A 14,614-nucleotide genomic window follows, 5' to 3' on the forward strand; every position below is an offset into this window, starting at 1 on the left:
CGGTTCTGCACCGGTTCCGCAGCGCTCACCGGCGCAGGATCTCCGCGGCCTCGGAGGGCGTGTGGAGCCGGTAGCCCAGGTCCCGGACGGTGGCCGGGGTGCCCGTCACGGTACGCGGCACGGCCACGTACGACGCCGGCCCGATCACCTTCGCCAGCTGACCCACCCAGGCCTGGGTGTCGGCATGCTTGCGCGAGGGGTCCACGGCCAGCACCAGATGCATCGGCGCGTAGCGGTACAGGCCCTGGGCCAGCGTGCCCACGTCGGAGCCGTCGCCGAGTCCGTAGCAGACCACGGTGGCCCCGGGCCGTCCCCCGTTGAGGATGCCGGCCGCCGACCACCTCCGGTGCCCGGCCCGCTCCGCCGCCTCGACGGCGTCATCCAGCAGCCCGGCGAACACCAGCCGGGTGCGGCGGCGCCCCGAGGAGTCCAGGGGGGCGTCCGGATCGCCGGTGTCCGCCGCGGCGGTCAGCCCCTCGGCCTGCGGCGAGGCGTGCTCCAGCATCTCGCGCAGGTCCGGGTCCTCGGTGGAGAACCAGGGCACGACGCCGGCCGGCCCGCCCCGTCGTCCGGCCGCGGTCCCGCGCGGGTCCGGGTGCAGGCCGGGGTACTGGGCCGGGTGCTGGGCCGGCTGATCAGTCGACGGCCCGGTGACCGGGGTGGGACCGGCCTCGGCGTCGGGGCCGGAGCCGTCCATGAGCAGCCCGTAGGCGGCCTGGAGCGCCTGCGCCGGGATGGCCTCGGGGGCCCAACCGGGGAGCTCGGTCACGGTCTCGGGGTTGATGGCTCCCACGGCGCCCGTGGGCCGAGGGCGTCCCGCAGTACCGCGGTGGCGTCCCCCGGCAGCGGCCGGCTGGCCTGCCGGTTGCCCTCCGCGCGAATCGGCCTGTCCTTGCCGGACGGCGCGGGGGCCCGCTCCAGGTTCGGCGATGCGCCCGTCGATCGGCCGGGTGGCCGTGCCGGCAGGGGCACCGACGCCTCCGCCGACGCGTCCGCCGGTGCCTCCGCCGGTGTCTCCACCGGTGGTCCGGTGGCCGTCGGGCTCGGTCTGGGGGCCGGCGTCGTGCCCGAGGTTGCGGCCCACCCGGGTGCGCCCGTCCCCCGGGGCGGAGCGCGTCCGGTTGGTACCCGGGGACCGCGGCGGGAGGGCGTCCGCGCGATAGGTGACGCGGTCCTCGTCTCCCTCCACGCGGAGGCTGTAGATGGAGTAGGTGGTGCCAGGCCGGAAGTGCAACTCGGCCTCAGAGGCGAGCTCCTCGAGGGAGTCCGCGAAGACGGACTTAGGCCAGCGCACGGTCGCCGCCCACGGTCGCTGCCGTCCGCACCGTCATTCCGGGCTGCGAGGACGCCTCCGTGTAGGAGAGCACCGCCACGTCCACGGACCAGGAGTCCAGCTTGCGGGCGAGGTCGGCACGCAGCGACTCCCCGCACACGAGCACGGGCTGCTCCCCCTCGGCCACGCGGGAGGCCACGGCGGTACGCACCCCGTCCGCCAGGCGGTTGAAGACGTCCAGGGAACCGGTGATGGTGGAGCCCTCCGGGCCGGTGCGCAGTCCCTCCAGCAGCCCCTGCTCGAACACGGGGTCCAGGGTGACGGCCGTCAGTACGCCGTCCAGGCTCGCCCGCTCGGCGATCACCGGGGCGAGCGCCAGCCGGCTGGCCTCCACGAGGTGCTCGACCACCTTGGAGGTGCCGGCGCGCTGGGCGATGGTCTCCAGGATGCGGGGCAGGTCGTTGATGGGCACGCCCTCGGACAGCAGGCCCTGCAGCACCTGGTGCACGGTGGAGGCGGGCACCAGCGCGGGCACCACGTCCTCCACGGTCTCCGGGGAGTCGGCGGCCACGGCGTCCAGCATGGTCTGCACGTCCGCGCGGGAGAGCAGCCGGGCGGCATGGCGCTCCAGCACGGAGGCCAGCTGGGTGGTCACCACGGTGGTGCGGTCGAAGACGGCGGATCCGGCCATCTCGGCGGTGGTGCGCATCTCCTCCGGGATCCACTTGCCGTCCAGTCCGAACACGGCCTCCCGGGTGGGAGCGCCGGGCAGGGCCGCGAGGTCCCCGCCGAGGGCGAGCAGCCGCCGGGCAGGGGCCTGCCCCTCGGCGGCGGTGGTGCCCGCGATCAGGATGCGGTAGGTGCCCGGGAGCAGCTCGACGTTGTCCCGGGTGCGGACCTGCGGGATGACGAGGCCCAGGGAGAGGGCCATCTGCTCGCGCACCCCGCGGATGCGGGCCACCAGGTCATCCGGGGAGCCGTTGGCCAGGTCCACGATGTCCGTGGCCAGGTGCACCTCCACCGGGGAGGTGCGCATGCGAGCGATCAGGTCCGCGCCCGGATCCTTCGGTGGCTGGACGGCGTCCGCCGCCTTGGTCTTCTCGGCGTCCTCCGCCTCCTGGGCGCGCGCCTTGCTGGCCGCCCGGCCCGCCAGGATCAGGGCCGCTCCGAGGATCAGGAACGTCAGCAGCGGCATGCCCGGGATCAGGCCCATGGCGATGGCGGCCACGCCGGCCACCACGAGCGGGGTGGAGAACTGGGAGAGCTGCTTGGTGGTGGAGGTGCCCAGGTCGTCGTCCGCCGTGGACCGGGTGACGATCATGCCGGTGGCCGTGGCCATCAGCACGGACGGGATGATGGTGACCAGGCCGTCGCCGATGGACAGGAGCGCGTAGGTCTCCAGCGCCTCCATGGCGTCCATGCCGTGCATCATCATGCCGACCACCACGCCACCCACGAGGTTGATCACCAGGATGATGATGCCCGCGATCGCGTCGCCCTTGACGAACTTCGAGGCACCGTCCATGGCGCCGTAGAAGTCGGCCTCCGCCGTGACCTCCCCGCGCCGGGTCCGGGCCTGGTCCTCGGTGATGAGGCCGGCGGCCAGGTCCGCGTCGATCGCCATCTGCTTGCCCGGCATGGCGTCCAGGGTGAAGCGGGCACCGACCTCGGAGACGCGCTCGGCGCCCTTGGTGATCACCACGAACTGGATGATCACCAGGATCAGGAACACCACGAAGCCGATCACCATGTTGCCGCCCACGGCCACCTGGCCGAAGGCGTCGATCACCTGGCCGGCGTGGGCCTCCCCCAGCACCAGGCGGGTGGAGGCCACGTTGATGCCCAGCCGCAGCATGGTGGCGGCGAGCAGCAGCGAGGGGAACACCGAGAAGTCCAGGGGCTTCTTGACGAACATGGTGTTCAGCAGGATCACCAGGGACAGCGAGATGGACACCACGATCAGCACGTCCAGCAGCGGTGCCGGCACCGGGACGATCAGCAGCAGCACGATCAACACGAAGCCGATGGGCATGGCCAGCGGCTTGAGCTTCTCCAGGTTCACGGAGGCTGCCTTCCTTCGGTGCGGGATGCTGCGGTGGTGCGGGTGCGGGTGCGGGGCGCGGTGGTGCGGAGGCGGGGCGTCCGGCCCAGAGTCTCCCCCGCGGTCCCCTATGCCCGGGAGCGGACCACGGGGGTCCGGTTTGCCGCGGCGGGTGGAAAATCGCGGCGCCTCCGTGCGGATAACCGTGGTGACGGACGGACCGGTCCGCGCCAGACGGCGGCGGCTGGACCGCCAGCGAGGAGGGCCAGCCATGGCTCGGACGACCCGGTGGCTGCTGCTGTCCCTCGCGGCTCTGGGGGTGGTGTTCCTGCCCGCCTTCGCCACGCCGCCCGTGGCCGCCGGGCCACCCCAGGTGACCCTGGGCGGCACCGCGGACCGCGCCGAGGTGGACAGAGCCTCGGCCGCCGGCCGGGTCCGGCAGCTGATGTCCCCGTGGTGCACGGACGTGCCGACCTCCGTCCATGCGGGCTCGGGCGGGCAGGCGGGCTACACGGTGGACTGGCACCCGTTGTCCGGCCGCAGCGAGGACCCGAGCGTGTTCATCAAGGTCGGGCTGCAGTGGCCCACAGACCACGCCGGCACCCGGGCGGTGGCCCTGCACGAGTGCGCGCACATCCTGCAGTACCGCGCCTACGGCTTCGACGCCGACGCCCTGGCGTCGGACATGGACCGGATCTACCCCCACGGCACCTCCTCCGGGACCGAGCACATGGCCGACTGCATGGCGGACCTGATGGGCGCCGAACGCTCTGGCGTGGTGGACGGCCAGGGCTACTCGGCCGGCTACGGCGGGGAATGCACTCCGGCGCAGTCCGCGGCGGCGGCGGAGCTCATCGAAGGCCGCCTCCCCTCCTGACCCCCTTACAACTGAGTCCCATGAATTGCCCCCTGGAACGCGTCAGCAAAGCCAATTCATGGGACTCAGTTGTCGGGCTGACGGGCCGGTGGAAGGGTCACGCTCCCGGTCCGTCACTGCACAGGAGACCACGGTCCCGGATTCGTCCACGGCTGGCCCCTCTCCGCCCTCGGCGATCGGTCACCGTGTCAGTCAATGGGAGTATGAGCCCAACCGATGCGCAGCCCACCCTGGAGATCTTCACCCTGGCTGAGGGCCGAAAGCTCGGCCTCTCGCGCCACCGTCTCTACCGGTCCGGGCTGGAGATTCCGTTTCACCGGCTGCGCATCACTCCCCCGCCCCTGGAAGCGGCCACGGCCAACGTCAGCAATTCAGAACTGGCACGCACGCTCTCCCGGCAGGATCCGTCCCTCGTCATCAGCCACCAGACCGCCGCCGAGACGTGGGGGCTGTGGTTGCCGGCGAGGATGCAGACCACGCAGCTGCACCTGTCCCGCGTCCGGGGCAAGGCCGGGATCCCCCGATATCGAGGGGCGGTGGGACATTTCATCCGCGCCGGCGTCCGTGATGTGCGGGACATCGACGGGTTTCGCATCACCTCGCCGGAATGGACCTGGGTCGATCTGGCTTCGCAGCGGCTGACCGTGGAAGAGCTGGTCGCGGCTGGAGACTCCCTCCTGCAGCGCGACGACGGATTCCCCCGGCCGCAGAAGTACATCGGCGCCAACCCCCTGGCCACCAAGGACTCCATTCTCGAGGTCTTGGGCCGACGCAAGGGTTCCCCGGGTATCAGGAAACTGCGCCTGGCCGTGGACCTGCTCCGTGAGCGGGTCGACTCCGAGCCGGAGTCACGGCTCAGGCTGAAGATCGTCGACGGCGGCTGGGACGAGCCCGCGACCAACCCGCGGATCCGCTTCGCCGACGGATGGGAGTGCGATATCGACCTGGCCCTGCTGCAGCAGAGGATCGCCCTGCAATACGAGGGCAATCACCACTTCACGCTCGAGAAGCAATACAGATCCGATATGCATCGGGACGAACAGATCCGGGCGCGTGGCTGGGAACCCCTCCGCGTCGATTCCGCGGTCTTCACCCGCCAGGGGTGGCAGGCCTTCATCTACCGTCTGACCACTGCCATAGAGCGCCAACAGCGACAGTCGTCGTGGATGCCGTTCACCGTCGGCCCCTGACCCCTCCAACGAGGTTGCACGGATTGGCCCCGGGGCCGTGGATCGGGGGCCAAATCGTGCTACTCAGTTGTGATGTTCAGGGGGAGAGTTGGGAGGTTCAGGCGGAGAATCACTCGAACTCGGGGAGTCGGATGTCCTTCAACTCGTGGATGCGCCCGGCGCGGCGGCGCACCAGCTTGGCGTCCAGCTTCAGGGTGAACGCGATGACCATCGCCACCGCCCCGTACAGCTCGGTGGGCACGGGGGCGCCCACTCGGCAGTGGTCGTGCATCATCCACGCCAGGTCGATGTTCTTCACGAGCGGCACCTGGGCCTCGGCCGCCCGTTCGCGGATGCGCGCGGCCACCTCGCCCTTGCCGGCGGCCACCACCACGGGGGCGGCGTCCCCGGCCTTGTAGCGCAGCGCCACGGCCACGTGCACGGGATTGACCACCACGGCATCCGCGCTGGAGACGTCCGAGATCATCCGGTTGCGGGACATGGACAGCTGCCGCGAACGCCGCTGCGACTTCACCAGCGGGTCCCCCTCGGAGCTCTTGTGCTCGCGCTTGGCCTCGTCCTTGGTCACGCGGGTCTGCTTGCGGTTGCGCTTGGCCACCACCAGCACGTCCGCCGCGGCCATCACCAGCCCCGCCAGCACGGAGAACCACAGCAGCTGCAGCGCCGAGCCCGTCACGATCCCGGTGACCGCCTCGAGGGGCAGCAGTCCGGCGCCCATCAGGCTCGTGGCCACGGCCTGGATCACCCAGTACATCAGCACACCCACGGCCGCGGACTTCACGAGCGCCTTGGCCGCGTTCCACCACGCCTGCGGGCCGAGGATCTTCTTCGCGGCGGAGACGGGGTTGAAGTGGTCGAACTTCGGGGCCATGGACCGGAACGTCACGGGCCCCTGGAAGAACGGGGTGGCCACGGCGGCGAGCATGGCCACGGCCAGCAGCGGCAGCAGCACCCCGCCCAGGGCCCCGCCGGCCTGGGCGAGCACCTGCAGGGCCACCTGCGGATCCCCCGAGCGGGCGGCGCGCCCCACCTGGAACAGCGCGTCCGTGGCCGCCGCCTGCGCGGACACCAGCGTCAACGGGATCATCACCGCCACGGCTGCCACCACCACCCACGCGGACACTTCCGCGGAGCGGCCGAGCTTGCCCTTCTTGCGCACATCACGCATCTGCCGCTCGGAGGCCTGCTCGGTGCGCTCACCGGCCTCGGAGCTCATCGCCGCCTCACCCGTCGCCTCACAAGGCCCCTCATCCCGAGACCCGCCGGATCAGTTCCAGGGCGGAGTCGTTGAGCTGGTCCAGGGCCGTCGGCAGCGCGGCGAACACCAGGCCGCCGAAGGCCAGGGTCACGAGGATCTTCAGCGGGAAGCCCAGCGAGAAGGCGTTCAGCGTGGGCGCCACGCGCGTGAGCAGCCCGAGCCCGACGTCGGCCAGGAACAGGACCGCGATCAGCGGTGCCGCGATCTGGGCGGCGGCGGCGAACATCCCCGTGAACGCCGCGGCCACCGCGGCGGCGGCCGTGGACATGTCCGGCAGGGTCCCGAGCGCGATGGCGTCGAAGGAGGTGCCCAGGCCCATGAACAGGGGGATGTGCAGCCCGCCGGCCAGCATCAGGGCGATCGCCCCGTTCTGGAACAGGCGGGTGAACTGGGCCCCGTTGACCATGGAGCCCGGGTCGTACGCGGTGGCCATCTGAAATCCGGAGGCGAGGTCGATCAGGGAGCCGGCCGAGGCCACGGCGCCGAAGGCCACCATCACCAGCACGCCCAGCACCGCACCGGTGGCCGCCTCCGCGGTCCCGGCGGCCAGCAGCGCCCCGGTGCCCAGGCCGCCGTCGGGCACCTCCACCCGTGAGGAGAAGGGCACGGCGAGGCCGAACGCCACGAGCCCCTTGATGCGCCAGGGGAAGGAGGCGTTGGAGAACGGCGGGGCGATGGCGATGAACAGCGTGATCCGCAGCAGCACCAGCAGGTAGGCCTGCAGCCACGCCATGTCGACGGTGACGTCCATGTCAGACCCCGGTCAACCGTTGATGAGGTTCGGGATCTGGTCGAAGGCCCACTGCGTGAACGTGACCATCTCCTGGATCATCCAGTACCCGGACAGCGCCAGCACGATGGCCACGGCGATCGCCTTGGGCACGAAGGACAGGGTGATCTCCTGCACCTGGGTGGCGGACTGCAGCAGGCCGATGAGCAGGCCCACGGCGAGCGCGGTGATCAGCACCGGCGCGGAGAGCTTGGCGGCCATCAGCAGGGCCTGCACCCCGAGGTCCACCACGGCGTTCTGGTCCATCTCAGCCCCCCGCCCCGTTGTACGTGCCCACCAGGGAGCTGATGATCAGGCCCCAGCCGTCCACCAGGACGAACAGCAGGATCTTGAAGGGCAGGGACACCATCACCGGCGGGAGCATCATCATGCCCATGGACATCAGGGCCGAGGAGACCACGAGGTCGATGATGAGGAACGGCACGAAGATGACGAAGCCGATGATGAACGCCGCCCGCAGCTCCGAGATGACGAAGGCCGGGATCAGCGTGGTCAGGGGGGTGTCCGCGGGCGTGGCCGGGTTCTCCAGTCCCGCGGACCGGGTCATCAGGGCGATGTCCTCCTCGCGGGTGAGCGGCAGCATCCACTCGCGCAGGGGCGCCTGTGCCAGGTCCACGGCCTCGGTGAAGACGATCTCGCCGTCCGCGTAGGGGGTGATGGCGACCTCGATGATCTCGGCGATCACCGGCTGCATGATGAAGATGGTCAGGATCAGCGCGATCCCGGCGAGCACCTGGGTGGGCGGGGTGGTGTTCAGGCCCAGCGCGTTGCGGGTCATGGCCAGCACCACGAACACCTTGGTGAAGGACGTGCACATCAGCACCAGGGACGGGGCCACCATGAGCACGCCGAGGCCCAGCAGGGTCAGCACGGAGGAGGACGGGGTGCCGTCGGGGCCGTTGATCTCGATGCTCAGACCCTGGTCGGCGGCACCGCCCGTGCCGCCGGCACCGTCCGGCGCCGGGTCCAGCGTGTCCGCGGCGGCGGGCGCCGCGCCGGCCACGCTCAGCCACCAGAGCACGACGACGGCCAGCAGCACCGCGGCCAGCACGCCGAGTGCTCGGGGCACGCGGGAGACGGGCGCCCGAGACACCCGGGAGACGGAGGGGTTCACGGCCGGGTGCCCTCGGCGCGTCGGCCGGTGGCGGGTCCGGTGTTCCCGCCCAGGCCGGACCACTGGGTGCCGGCGGTCAGGGCGGCGAGCTTGGCCGCGAAGCCACCGGCGGCCGCTGGGCCGGTGCCCTCGGCTCGGTGCGCGGCCTGGCCGGTGAGTGAGGTGGTGGCGCGGTCGGTGGCGGCGGGAACGGTGGCGGGGACCGGCTCGGGGGCCTCCCACGTGTCCACGGTGTGGGCCCCGCCCTCGGTGAAGGCGACGAGGTGGCGCTGCCCGTTGGCCTCCACCACGACCAGGTTCTGCGTCCGGGACACCGCCTGACGCGAGACCACGCGGAGCGCGGACTCGCTCCCGGCGCCGAAACGGCGCCGGGCGAGGCGGGTGGAGAGGTAGAGCGCCAGGGCGACGATGCCCAGGGACAGCACGACCTGCAGAATCTGGCCGAAACCCATATCAGCCCAGGACCTCGGCGTTCTCGTCCCGGATGGCGGTGATCTTCACGGCGAAGTCCAGATCCTGGACCACGACCTCGCCGGAGGCCAGGTGGCGGCCGTTGACGAGCACGTCGGCCGGCGCGCCGGCGGCGCGGTCCAGCTCGAGCACCTGTCCGGGCTTGATGCGCAGCAGCTCGGCCACGGTCAGGGTGGTGCGGCCGATCACCACGGAGAGCTCCATGTCCACGCCGCGGATGCGGTGGACGTTGCGCAGGAAGTCCTCGTCCACGGCGGTGTTGCGGGACGGGCGCTCGTAGGAGGCCCCCTCCCGCACGGCCAGGACGAGGGCGTCGACCCCGTCAACGGTGACGGCGAACAGCTGTGGGGCGGACTCGCCCAGCGAGGCGGCGAAGGGGTTGGTCCCGGCCAGGGCGGGCTCCACGGAGGAGGGGCCCACCGCGCCGGCGGTGGAGAGCCCGGAGTCGATGGCGGGCTTCAGGGCCGCGCCCGGGTCGTCGGCCACGAGGTCGGGCAGCCGGGCGGCGGCGGTCAGCCCGACCACCACGGAGCCGGGCCAGCCGACGGAGCGGAAGACCAGCGGCTGGCCCGTGGCCGGCAGCTGCTCCGTGGCGGACACGGCGCGGGTCTCGATCCGGCCGGCCAGCGGCAGGGCGGCCACGGTGGCGGACACGATCTTGGTGACGGTGTCCATGCGCGGCAGGGCGGCATTCGAATCGGTCACTGGTCCAACTCCGTTTCAACGATCTTCATGTACTTGCGGGATCCGTCCACCACGTCCACGGCGGTGGCCAGCCTCTGGCCGTCCACGGTGAGGTTGAAGAGGCGGTTCGAGGTGTGGGTCAGGGGCAGGATGTCCCCCACGGAGAGCTTGAGCAGGTCCATGGAGTTAATCGGCAGGGGGTTCGTCTCCAGCCGGACCTCCAGGGGGGTCGCGGTGAGCTGCTCCATCGCCAGGCGCGGGGCGTCCTGCTCGGTGTCCACCGGGTTGGAGGAGCCCAGCCGGGGCAGGATGACGTCCGCGGGCAGGGCCAGCGTGAAGCTCTCGGGCGCGCCGGATCCGGTGGTGACCACGAAGGCGGCCACGATCATCAGGTCCGTGGGGCCGGCGGCCTGGGCGAAGCCGGGGTTGTAGTGCACGCCCAGTTCCGGCACGGGGGCCGCGTCCAGCACGCCGGTGAACGAGTAGGCCAGGTCCTCCATGACGCCGGACAGGGTGCGGCGCAGCACGCCGATCTCCGTCCCGGTGAGGTCCCGGTTGGCGGGCAGGGACTCGCCGTCCGAGCCGAGCATGCGGGACACCCAGTCGGCCGCCGTCTCCACGGGCATCTGCAGCACGCCGCGGGTCTCGATCCCGGCGAAGTGCAGGAGCATCATGCAGGTGGTGGCCGGCAGTGAGGCGGTGTACGTGTCATAGGTGGCCAGCACGGCCAGCACCGGGGTCACCGACGTCTTGGTGCGCAGCCGGGTGGTCATCTGGGAGGACCACTGGCGAGCGAAGGTGTCACAGGCCACGTCCAGGATGCGCGAGTGTTCACGGGCCAGCGTGGTGGGACGCTGGAAGTCATAGGGGAGGTAGTGCGCGGACGACGCGATCTCCCCGGACGTGATGGACTGCCCGGTCAACGGATCGATGATGTCGTCCGTGGTGAGGTCCTCTGGACCCATCGGTTCCTCCTCTCAGGCGGGATGCTGCCTGTTCTCGCAGATCCCTATGCCCGAGGTGGACGACCGGCCGTCAGGTTTCGTCGGCCTCCTCGACAGCGTCCCCGCCGGCTCCGGCGTCCGCTCCCGCGTCGGCTCCGGCGTCATCCTGCGTCTGCACCACGATGTCCACGCGCCGGTTGCGGTCCAGCATGTCCCGCTGCCCCTCCATCGGGCGGGTGGAGCCGAACCCGGTGGCCGAGGCCAGCTCCGGCGGAAAGCCCTGGGCGTCCACCATGTGCCGGACCACCTGGACGGCGCGGTCCGCCGAGAGCTCCCAGTTGGACTCGTAGTTCAGCGGCTGGCGGTAGTCGGCATGGCCCTCCACGGCCACGGACCCGCCTTCGGACTCGATCACGGGGGTGATCCCGGCCAGCAGCGTGGTCGCCGAGTCGGACAGGCTCGCGTCGTCCGGATCGAACATCGTCTCGCCGGAGAGGATGCGGATCACCAGGGCGCCGTTGACGTGGTCGAACTCCACGGCGCGCTCCTGGCCGGAGCGCGTGAGGTTGGCCTGCACGCCGGCCTGAATGTCCTCGAGCTTCTCCCCCGCGGTCTGCGGCACGCCGGGTTCCTCCGCCGAGGCCGGGTTCTGCTCGTCGGGGTCCGGCCCGTCCTGCATGGCCTCGATCCCGGCCACCCGGTCATCCAGCTCGGTCTCCTCCTGGCCGAACCCCTTGGCCAAGGAGTTCTTCAGCTGCTCGTACTTGCCCGCGTCGATCGAGGACATGGAGAACAGCACCACGAAGGTCAGGAACAGCACGGTCATCATGTCCAGGTAGGACACGGCCCAGCGTTCGTCCATGTGGGGGGCGTCGATCGAACCCTTCCCCTTGCGTCGGCGGGCCACCTAGGCCGCCTTGGACTTTTTGCCCTTGCCGGAGGTGGCCCCGGTCCCGAGGTGCGTGGAGCTGGAAGCCGAGCCGCCGCCGTCGTGGTCCGCCGTGCCCGTGCCCTTGCCCTTGCCCTTGCCCTTCCCGGAGGCGCCGAGGCGGTAGTCCGGGATCAGGGAGTGCAGCCGGTCCGTGAGGGCGGTGGAGTTCACCCCGGCCTGGATGGACAGGGCGCCCTCCACGATCACCTCCATGTTGGCCTGCTCGAGCTCGCACAGCCGGCGGATGCGGGTGGCGATGGGATGCCAGAAGAAGTTGGCGGTGAGCAGGCCCCACAGCGTGGCCACGAAGGCCGCGGCGATCATGTGCCCGATGTTCTCGGGCTCCGCCAGGTTCTCCATGACGTGGATCAGGGAGGCCACGGTGCCCACGATCCCGATGGTGGGCGCGTACCCGCCCATCTGGGAGAACCAGTTGGAGACCGTCATGACCTCGTTCTGCCGGGTGCCCTTCTGGGCTTCCAGCAGGTCGGCCAGGGCGTCCGAGTCCAGGCCGTCCGCCAGGCCGGTGATGGCCGAGCGGATCAGCGGGTCCTCGGTCTTCTCGGCCTCGGCCTCGAGCTCGAGCAGGGAGCCGCCGCGGGCCTTGGCGGAGAGGGCCGAGACCTCGTCGATCACCTCCTGCGGGGACCGGAGCCTGCCCTTGAAGGCCCAGCCGAAGATCTTGCCGACGTTCTTCAGGTCGCCCAGGGTGGTGCCCATCAGCGAGACGGCGATGGTGCCGCCGAACACGATGATCATCGGGGCGAGGATGAACAGGGACGAGATGGTCCCGCCCTCCAGGATCACCATGACGAAGAGGGAGGCGAAGGCGGCGATGACGCCGATGATCATCAAGGGGTCCACGGCTTACTGCTCCTTGCTGGGGACGGGCGTCAGGTAGTCGGGGTGCTCACCGTGGTGGGGGCGCCCGCCGGCGGATTCAGCGGGCTCAGCTTCAGGGTCGCCGGCGGCGTCGCCTGCGGGGTCACCGTCGGCGTCAGCGGGGGTGGAGGCCCGCCGCAGGACCTCCACCCGGTGCTCGTTGAGGATGTGGTGCACGGTGTCCACGTCCTCGGCGGCGGTGAAGGACCGGCCGGTGATCATGGTGACCACGCAGTTGGTGCCGTTGGCACGGATCTCCTCCACGAGGTCGGGGTTCAGCCCGAAGCGGTCTCCCCGCAGGGTGGTCAACAGGATCATGGTCACTCCTTCCGCAGTGTTCCGCAGTGTTCTGCAGTGTTCTGCAGTGGTTATCGGTCAGCCGGCCGCCGATTTTTCGTCCCGGACGGTCAGTGATTCAGCTGGGTCAGCGCTTCAGGTTGGTCAGCTCGGAGAGGACCTCGTCCGAGGTGGTCACGATCCGGGCGGAGGCCTGGAAGCCGCGCTGGGCCATGATCAGGTTGGTGAACTCCTTGGACAGGTCCGTGTTGGAGCCCTCCAGGGTGCCGGCGGCCAGTGCGCCGAAGCCGTCGTCGCCGGGGGCGCCGAGGGTCGGCACGCCGGAGTTGACGGTGGCGCGGAAGGCGGAGGAGCCCACCTTCTCCAGGCCGGCCGGGTTGTCGAAGGAGGCGATGGCCACCTGGCCCACGGCGCGCATGTCCCCGTTGGAGAAGGTGCCGTTGATGGTGCCGTCCTGGGCGATCGAGAAGCCCACGATCGTGCCCGCGGCGGCGCCGTCCTGGCCCGTGAACGTGGCGGTCTGCATGCCGGCGTAGCCGGTCAGGGCGGAGACGTTCACGGCGACGCCGTCGGCGGTGAGGGTGTCGCCGCTGGTCAGCTGGCCGTTCTCATCGAAGGACACCGTTCCGAGTGCCGGGCCCGATCCGTCGGTTCCCTGCGTGACGTTCCAGGAACGGTTACCGGCCGGGGTGAAGGTCAGGGTCAGCTGGCTCGCAATGCCGAGGTTGTTGTAGACGGTCACCTCGCGCACCAGCGCGTCGTCGCCGGCCTGGGCGTCGCCGGGCAGGTTGCCGCCGAGCTGCGCCGCCGTGGTGGCGCGGGCGGGGGCGGTGGCCATGGCGTCGATGGTCAGCGGCTGGGCGCCGGCGCCGGCCTGCACGTTACCGGCGGCGTCCGCGATCCAGCCGTTGAGCTGCGCGCCGTCCGGGGTGACGAGGTTGCCGGCGGCATCCAGGTTGAAGGATCCGGCGCGGGTGAACAGCTGCTCGCCGCCCTTGGAGACCACGAAGTAGCCCTCGCCGCCGATCATCAGGTCGGTGGCCTTGCCGGTGTTCATCATGGCGCCGATGCCGTGGTCCGTGGTGACGGCGGCGGTGCGCACGCCGAGGCCCACCTGGGCGGGGTTGGTGCCACCGAGGCCGGTGCCGGGGGCGCCGGCGTTCTGGGTCATCTGGGACAGGGTGTCCTGGAACGTGACCGTGCCGGCCTTGAAGCCGGTGGTGTTGACGTTGGCGATGTTGTTGGCGGTGACGTCCAGCATCTGCTGGTGGGCGCTCATGCCGGAGACGCCGGTGTTCAGTGAACGAAGCATGGTGATGCCTTCCTGATGATGTCCTGCGGGTGGTTCGGCGGGTGGTGTGACGGGTGGAGGGAAGGGGTCAGTCGTCGTCGGTGGCGCGGGCCGCGAGCGCGGTGATCTGCGCCAGGGTCACGGTGGTGTCCGAGCCGGCGATCTCCAGCCGGGTCTCCCCGTCCTGGAACAGGGCGCCGGTCACGGTCCCGGAGGTCTGCTCCAGGGTCCCGGGGTCCAGCCACTGGACGTCCTGGCCGATCAGCGCGGCGGCGGTGGACATGGAGCTCGCGGCAGTCTGGGACTTCAGGGTCTCGGCGATCCCGTTCATGGTCTCCGTCATGGACAGCTGCGCGGCCTGGGACACCATCTGGTTGGTGTCCATGGGCGAGGACGGATCCTGGTTCTGCAGCTGGGTGACGAGCAGCTTGAGGAACACCTCGCCGTCCAGCTCCTGCTTGGGGCCGGTGGCCGTGGTGGCCGCCTGGCGCGCGGCATCCAGGGTGGTGGTCGGTGCGCCGGTGGCTGCCGGGGCAATGGCGTCTGGCATCCGTGGCTCCTTCGCGTCGGT

16 protein-coding genes are annotated in these 14,614 nt (G+C 70.9%); 2 read left to right on the plus strand and 14 right to left on the minus strand.

Annotated elements, in window-relative coordinates; genetic code table 11:
• Positions 1 to 25: 25 nt before the first annotated feature.
• Both ACFFIO_RS15560 and ACFFIO_RS15565 read right to left on the minus strand, forming a co-directional pair.
• The gene (locus tag ACFFIO_RS15560; protein ID WP_378043223.1) at positions 26 to 1,294 is read right to left on the minus strand and encodes a hypothetical protein; all 1,269 of its coding nucleotides are present in this window, start codon (positions 1,292 to 1,294) and stop codon (positions 26 to 28) included.
• Entirely contained in the window at positions 1,281 to 3,335 is a 2,055-nt protein-coding gene (locus tag ACFFIO_RS15565; RefSeq protein WP_378043225.1) for a flagellar biosynthesis protein FlhA, read from the minus strand. The genes ACFFIO_RS15560 and ACFFIO_RS15565 overlap by 14 nt, the downstream gene beginning before the upstream one ends.
• 250 nt (positions 3,336 to 3,585) lie before the next feature.
• Here ACFFIO_RS15565 and ACFFIO_RS15570 point away from each other — a divergent pair, with 250 nt between their 5' ends.
• The gene (locus ACFFIO_RS15570) at positions 3,586 to 4,191 is read left to right on the plus strand and encodes a hypothetical protein (RefSeq protein ID WP_378043227.1); all 606 of its coding nucleotides are present in this window, start codon (positions 3,586 to 3,588) and stop codon (positions 4,189 to 4,191) included.
• A gap of 203 nt (positions 4,192 to 4,394) precedes the next feature.
• Positions 4,395 to 5,381 carry a hypothetical protein gene (locus tag ACFFIO_RS15575; protein WP_378043228.1) on the plus strand — a complete coding sequence of 329 codons (987 nt, stop codon included), beginning with the start codon at positions 4,395 to 4,397 and terminating at the stop codon, positions 5,379 to 5,381.
• A 109-nt stretch (positions 5,382 to 5,490) separates the two neighbouring features.
• On the opposite strand, the gene ACFFIO_RS15580 is transcribed toward ACFFIO_RS15575, so the two are convergent.
• The 12 genes from ACFFIO_RS15580 to ACFFIO_RS15635 form a co-directional block, all read right to left on the minus strand.
• A complete protein-coding gene (locus ACFFIO_RS15580) occupies positions 5,491 to 6,597 on the minus strand; it encodes an EscU/YscU/HrcU family type III secretion system export apparatus switch protein (RefSeq protein WP_378043230.1) in 1,107 nt (368 codons plus the stop codon).
• A gap of 31 nt (positions 6,598 to 6,628) precedes the next feature.
• Positions 6,629 to 7,390, minus strand: a complete 762-nt coding sequence (locus ACFFIO_RS15585) for a flagellar biosynthetic protein FliR (RefSeq protein ID WP_378043232.1) — start codon at positions 7,388 to 7,390, stop codon at positions 6,629 to 6,631.
• A 12-nt stretch (positions 7,391 to 7,402) separates the two neighbouring features.
• Entirely contained in the window at positions 7,403 to 7,675 is a 273-nt protein-coding gene (gene fliQ, locus ACFFIO_RS15590) for a flagellar biosynthesis protein FliQ (protein WP_378043234.1), read from the minus strand.
• Between the two features lies 1 nt (position 7,676).
• Positions 7,677 to 8,543, minus strand: a complete 867-nt coding sequence (fliP, locus tag ACFFIO_RS15595; protein ID WP_378043235.1) for a flagellar type III secretion system pore protein FliP — start codon at positions 8,541 to 8,543, stop codon at positions 7,677 to 7,679.
• Positions 8,540 to 8,995 (minus strand): FliO/MopB family protein, encoded by a 456-nt coding sequence (locus tag ACFFIO_RS15600; RefSeq protein ID WP_378043236.1) that lies wholly within the window; start codon positions 8,993 to 8,995, stop codon positions 8,540 to 8,542. The genes fliP and ACFFIO_RS15600 overlap by 4 nt, the downstream gene beginning before the upstream one ends.
• A gap of 1 nt (position 8,996) precedes the next feature.
• Positions 8,997 to 9,719 (minus strand): FliM/FliN family flagellar motor switch protein, encoded by a 723-nt coding sequence (locus tag ACFFIO_RS15605; RefSeq protein ID WP_378043238.1) that lies wholly within the window; start codon positions 9,717 to 9,719, stop codon positions 8,997 to 8,999.
• Positions 9,716 to 10,663 carry a flagellar motor switch protein FliM gene (locus ACFFIO_RS15610; RefSeq protein WP_378043240.1) on the minus strand — a complete coding sequence of 316 codons (948 nt, stop codon included), beginning with the start codon at positions 10,661 to 10,663 and terminating at the stop codon, positions 9,716 to 9,718. The genes ACFFIO_RS15605 and ACFFIO_RS15610 overlap by 4 nt, the downstream gene beginning before the upstream one ends.
• Positions 10,664 to 10,733: 70 nt before the next feature.
• Positions 10,734 to 11,549 (minus strand): flagellar motor protein MotB, encoded by an 816-nt coding sequence (locus ACFFIO_RS15615; protein ID WP_378043242.1) that lies wholly within the window; start codon positions 11,547 to 11,549, stop codon positions 10,734 to 10,736.
• A complete protein-coding gene (locus ACFFIO_RS15620) occupies positions 11,550 to 12,437 on the minus strand; it encodes a motility protein A (protein WP_378043244.1) in 888 nt (295 codons plus the stop codon).
• A 3-nt stretch (positions 12,438 to 12,440) separates the two neighbouring features.
• Positions 12,441 to 12,773 carry a flagellar FlbD family protein gene (locus tag ACFFIO_RS15625; protein WP_378043246.1) on the minus strand — a complete coding sequence of 111 codons (333 nt, stop codon included), beginning with the start codon at positions 12,771 to 12,773 and terminating at the stop codon, positions 12,441 to 12,443.
• Between the two features lie 106 nt (positions 12,774 to 12,879).
• Positions 12,880 to 14,064 (minus strand): flagellar hook protein FlgE, encoded by a 1,185-nt coding sequence (locus ACFFIO_RS15630; protein WP_378043248.1) that lies wholly within the window; start codon positions 14,062 to 14,064, stop codon positions 12,880 to 12,882.
• 67 nt (positions 14,065 to 14,131) lie between these two features.
• Positions 14,132 to 14,593 carry a flagellar hook assembly protein FlgD gene (locus tag ACFFIO_RS15635; protein ID WP_378043250.1) on the minus strand — a complete coding sequence of 154 codons (462 nt, stop codon included), beginning with the start codon at positions 14,591 to 14,593 and terminating at the stop codon, positions 14,132 to 14,134.
• Positions 14,594 to 14,614: the final 21 nt, after the last annotated feature.

Source organism: Citricoccus parietis (assembly GCF_042433045.1).
Taxonomy (GTDB): domain Bacteria; phylum Actinomycetota; class Actinomycetes; order Actinomycetales; family Micrococcaceae; genus Citricoccus; species Citricoccus parietis.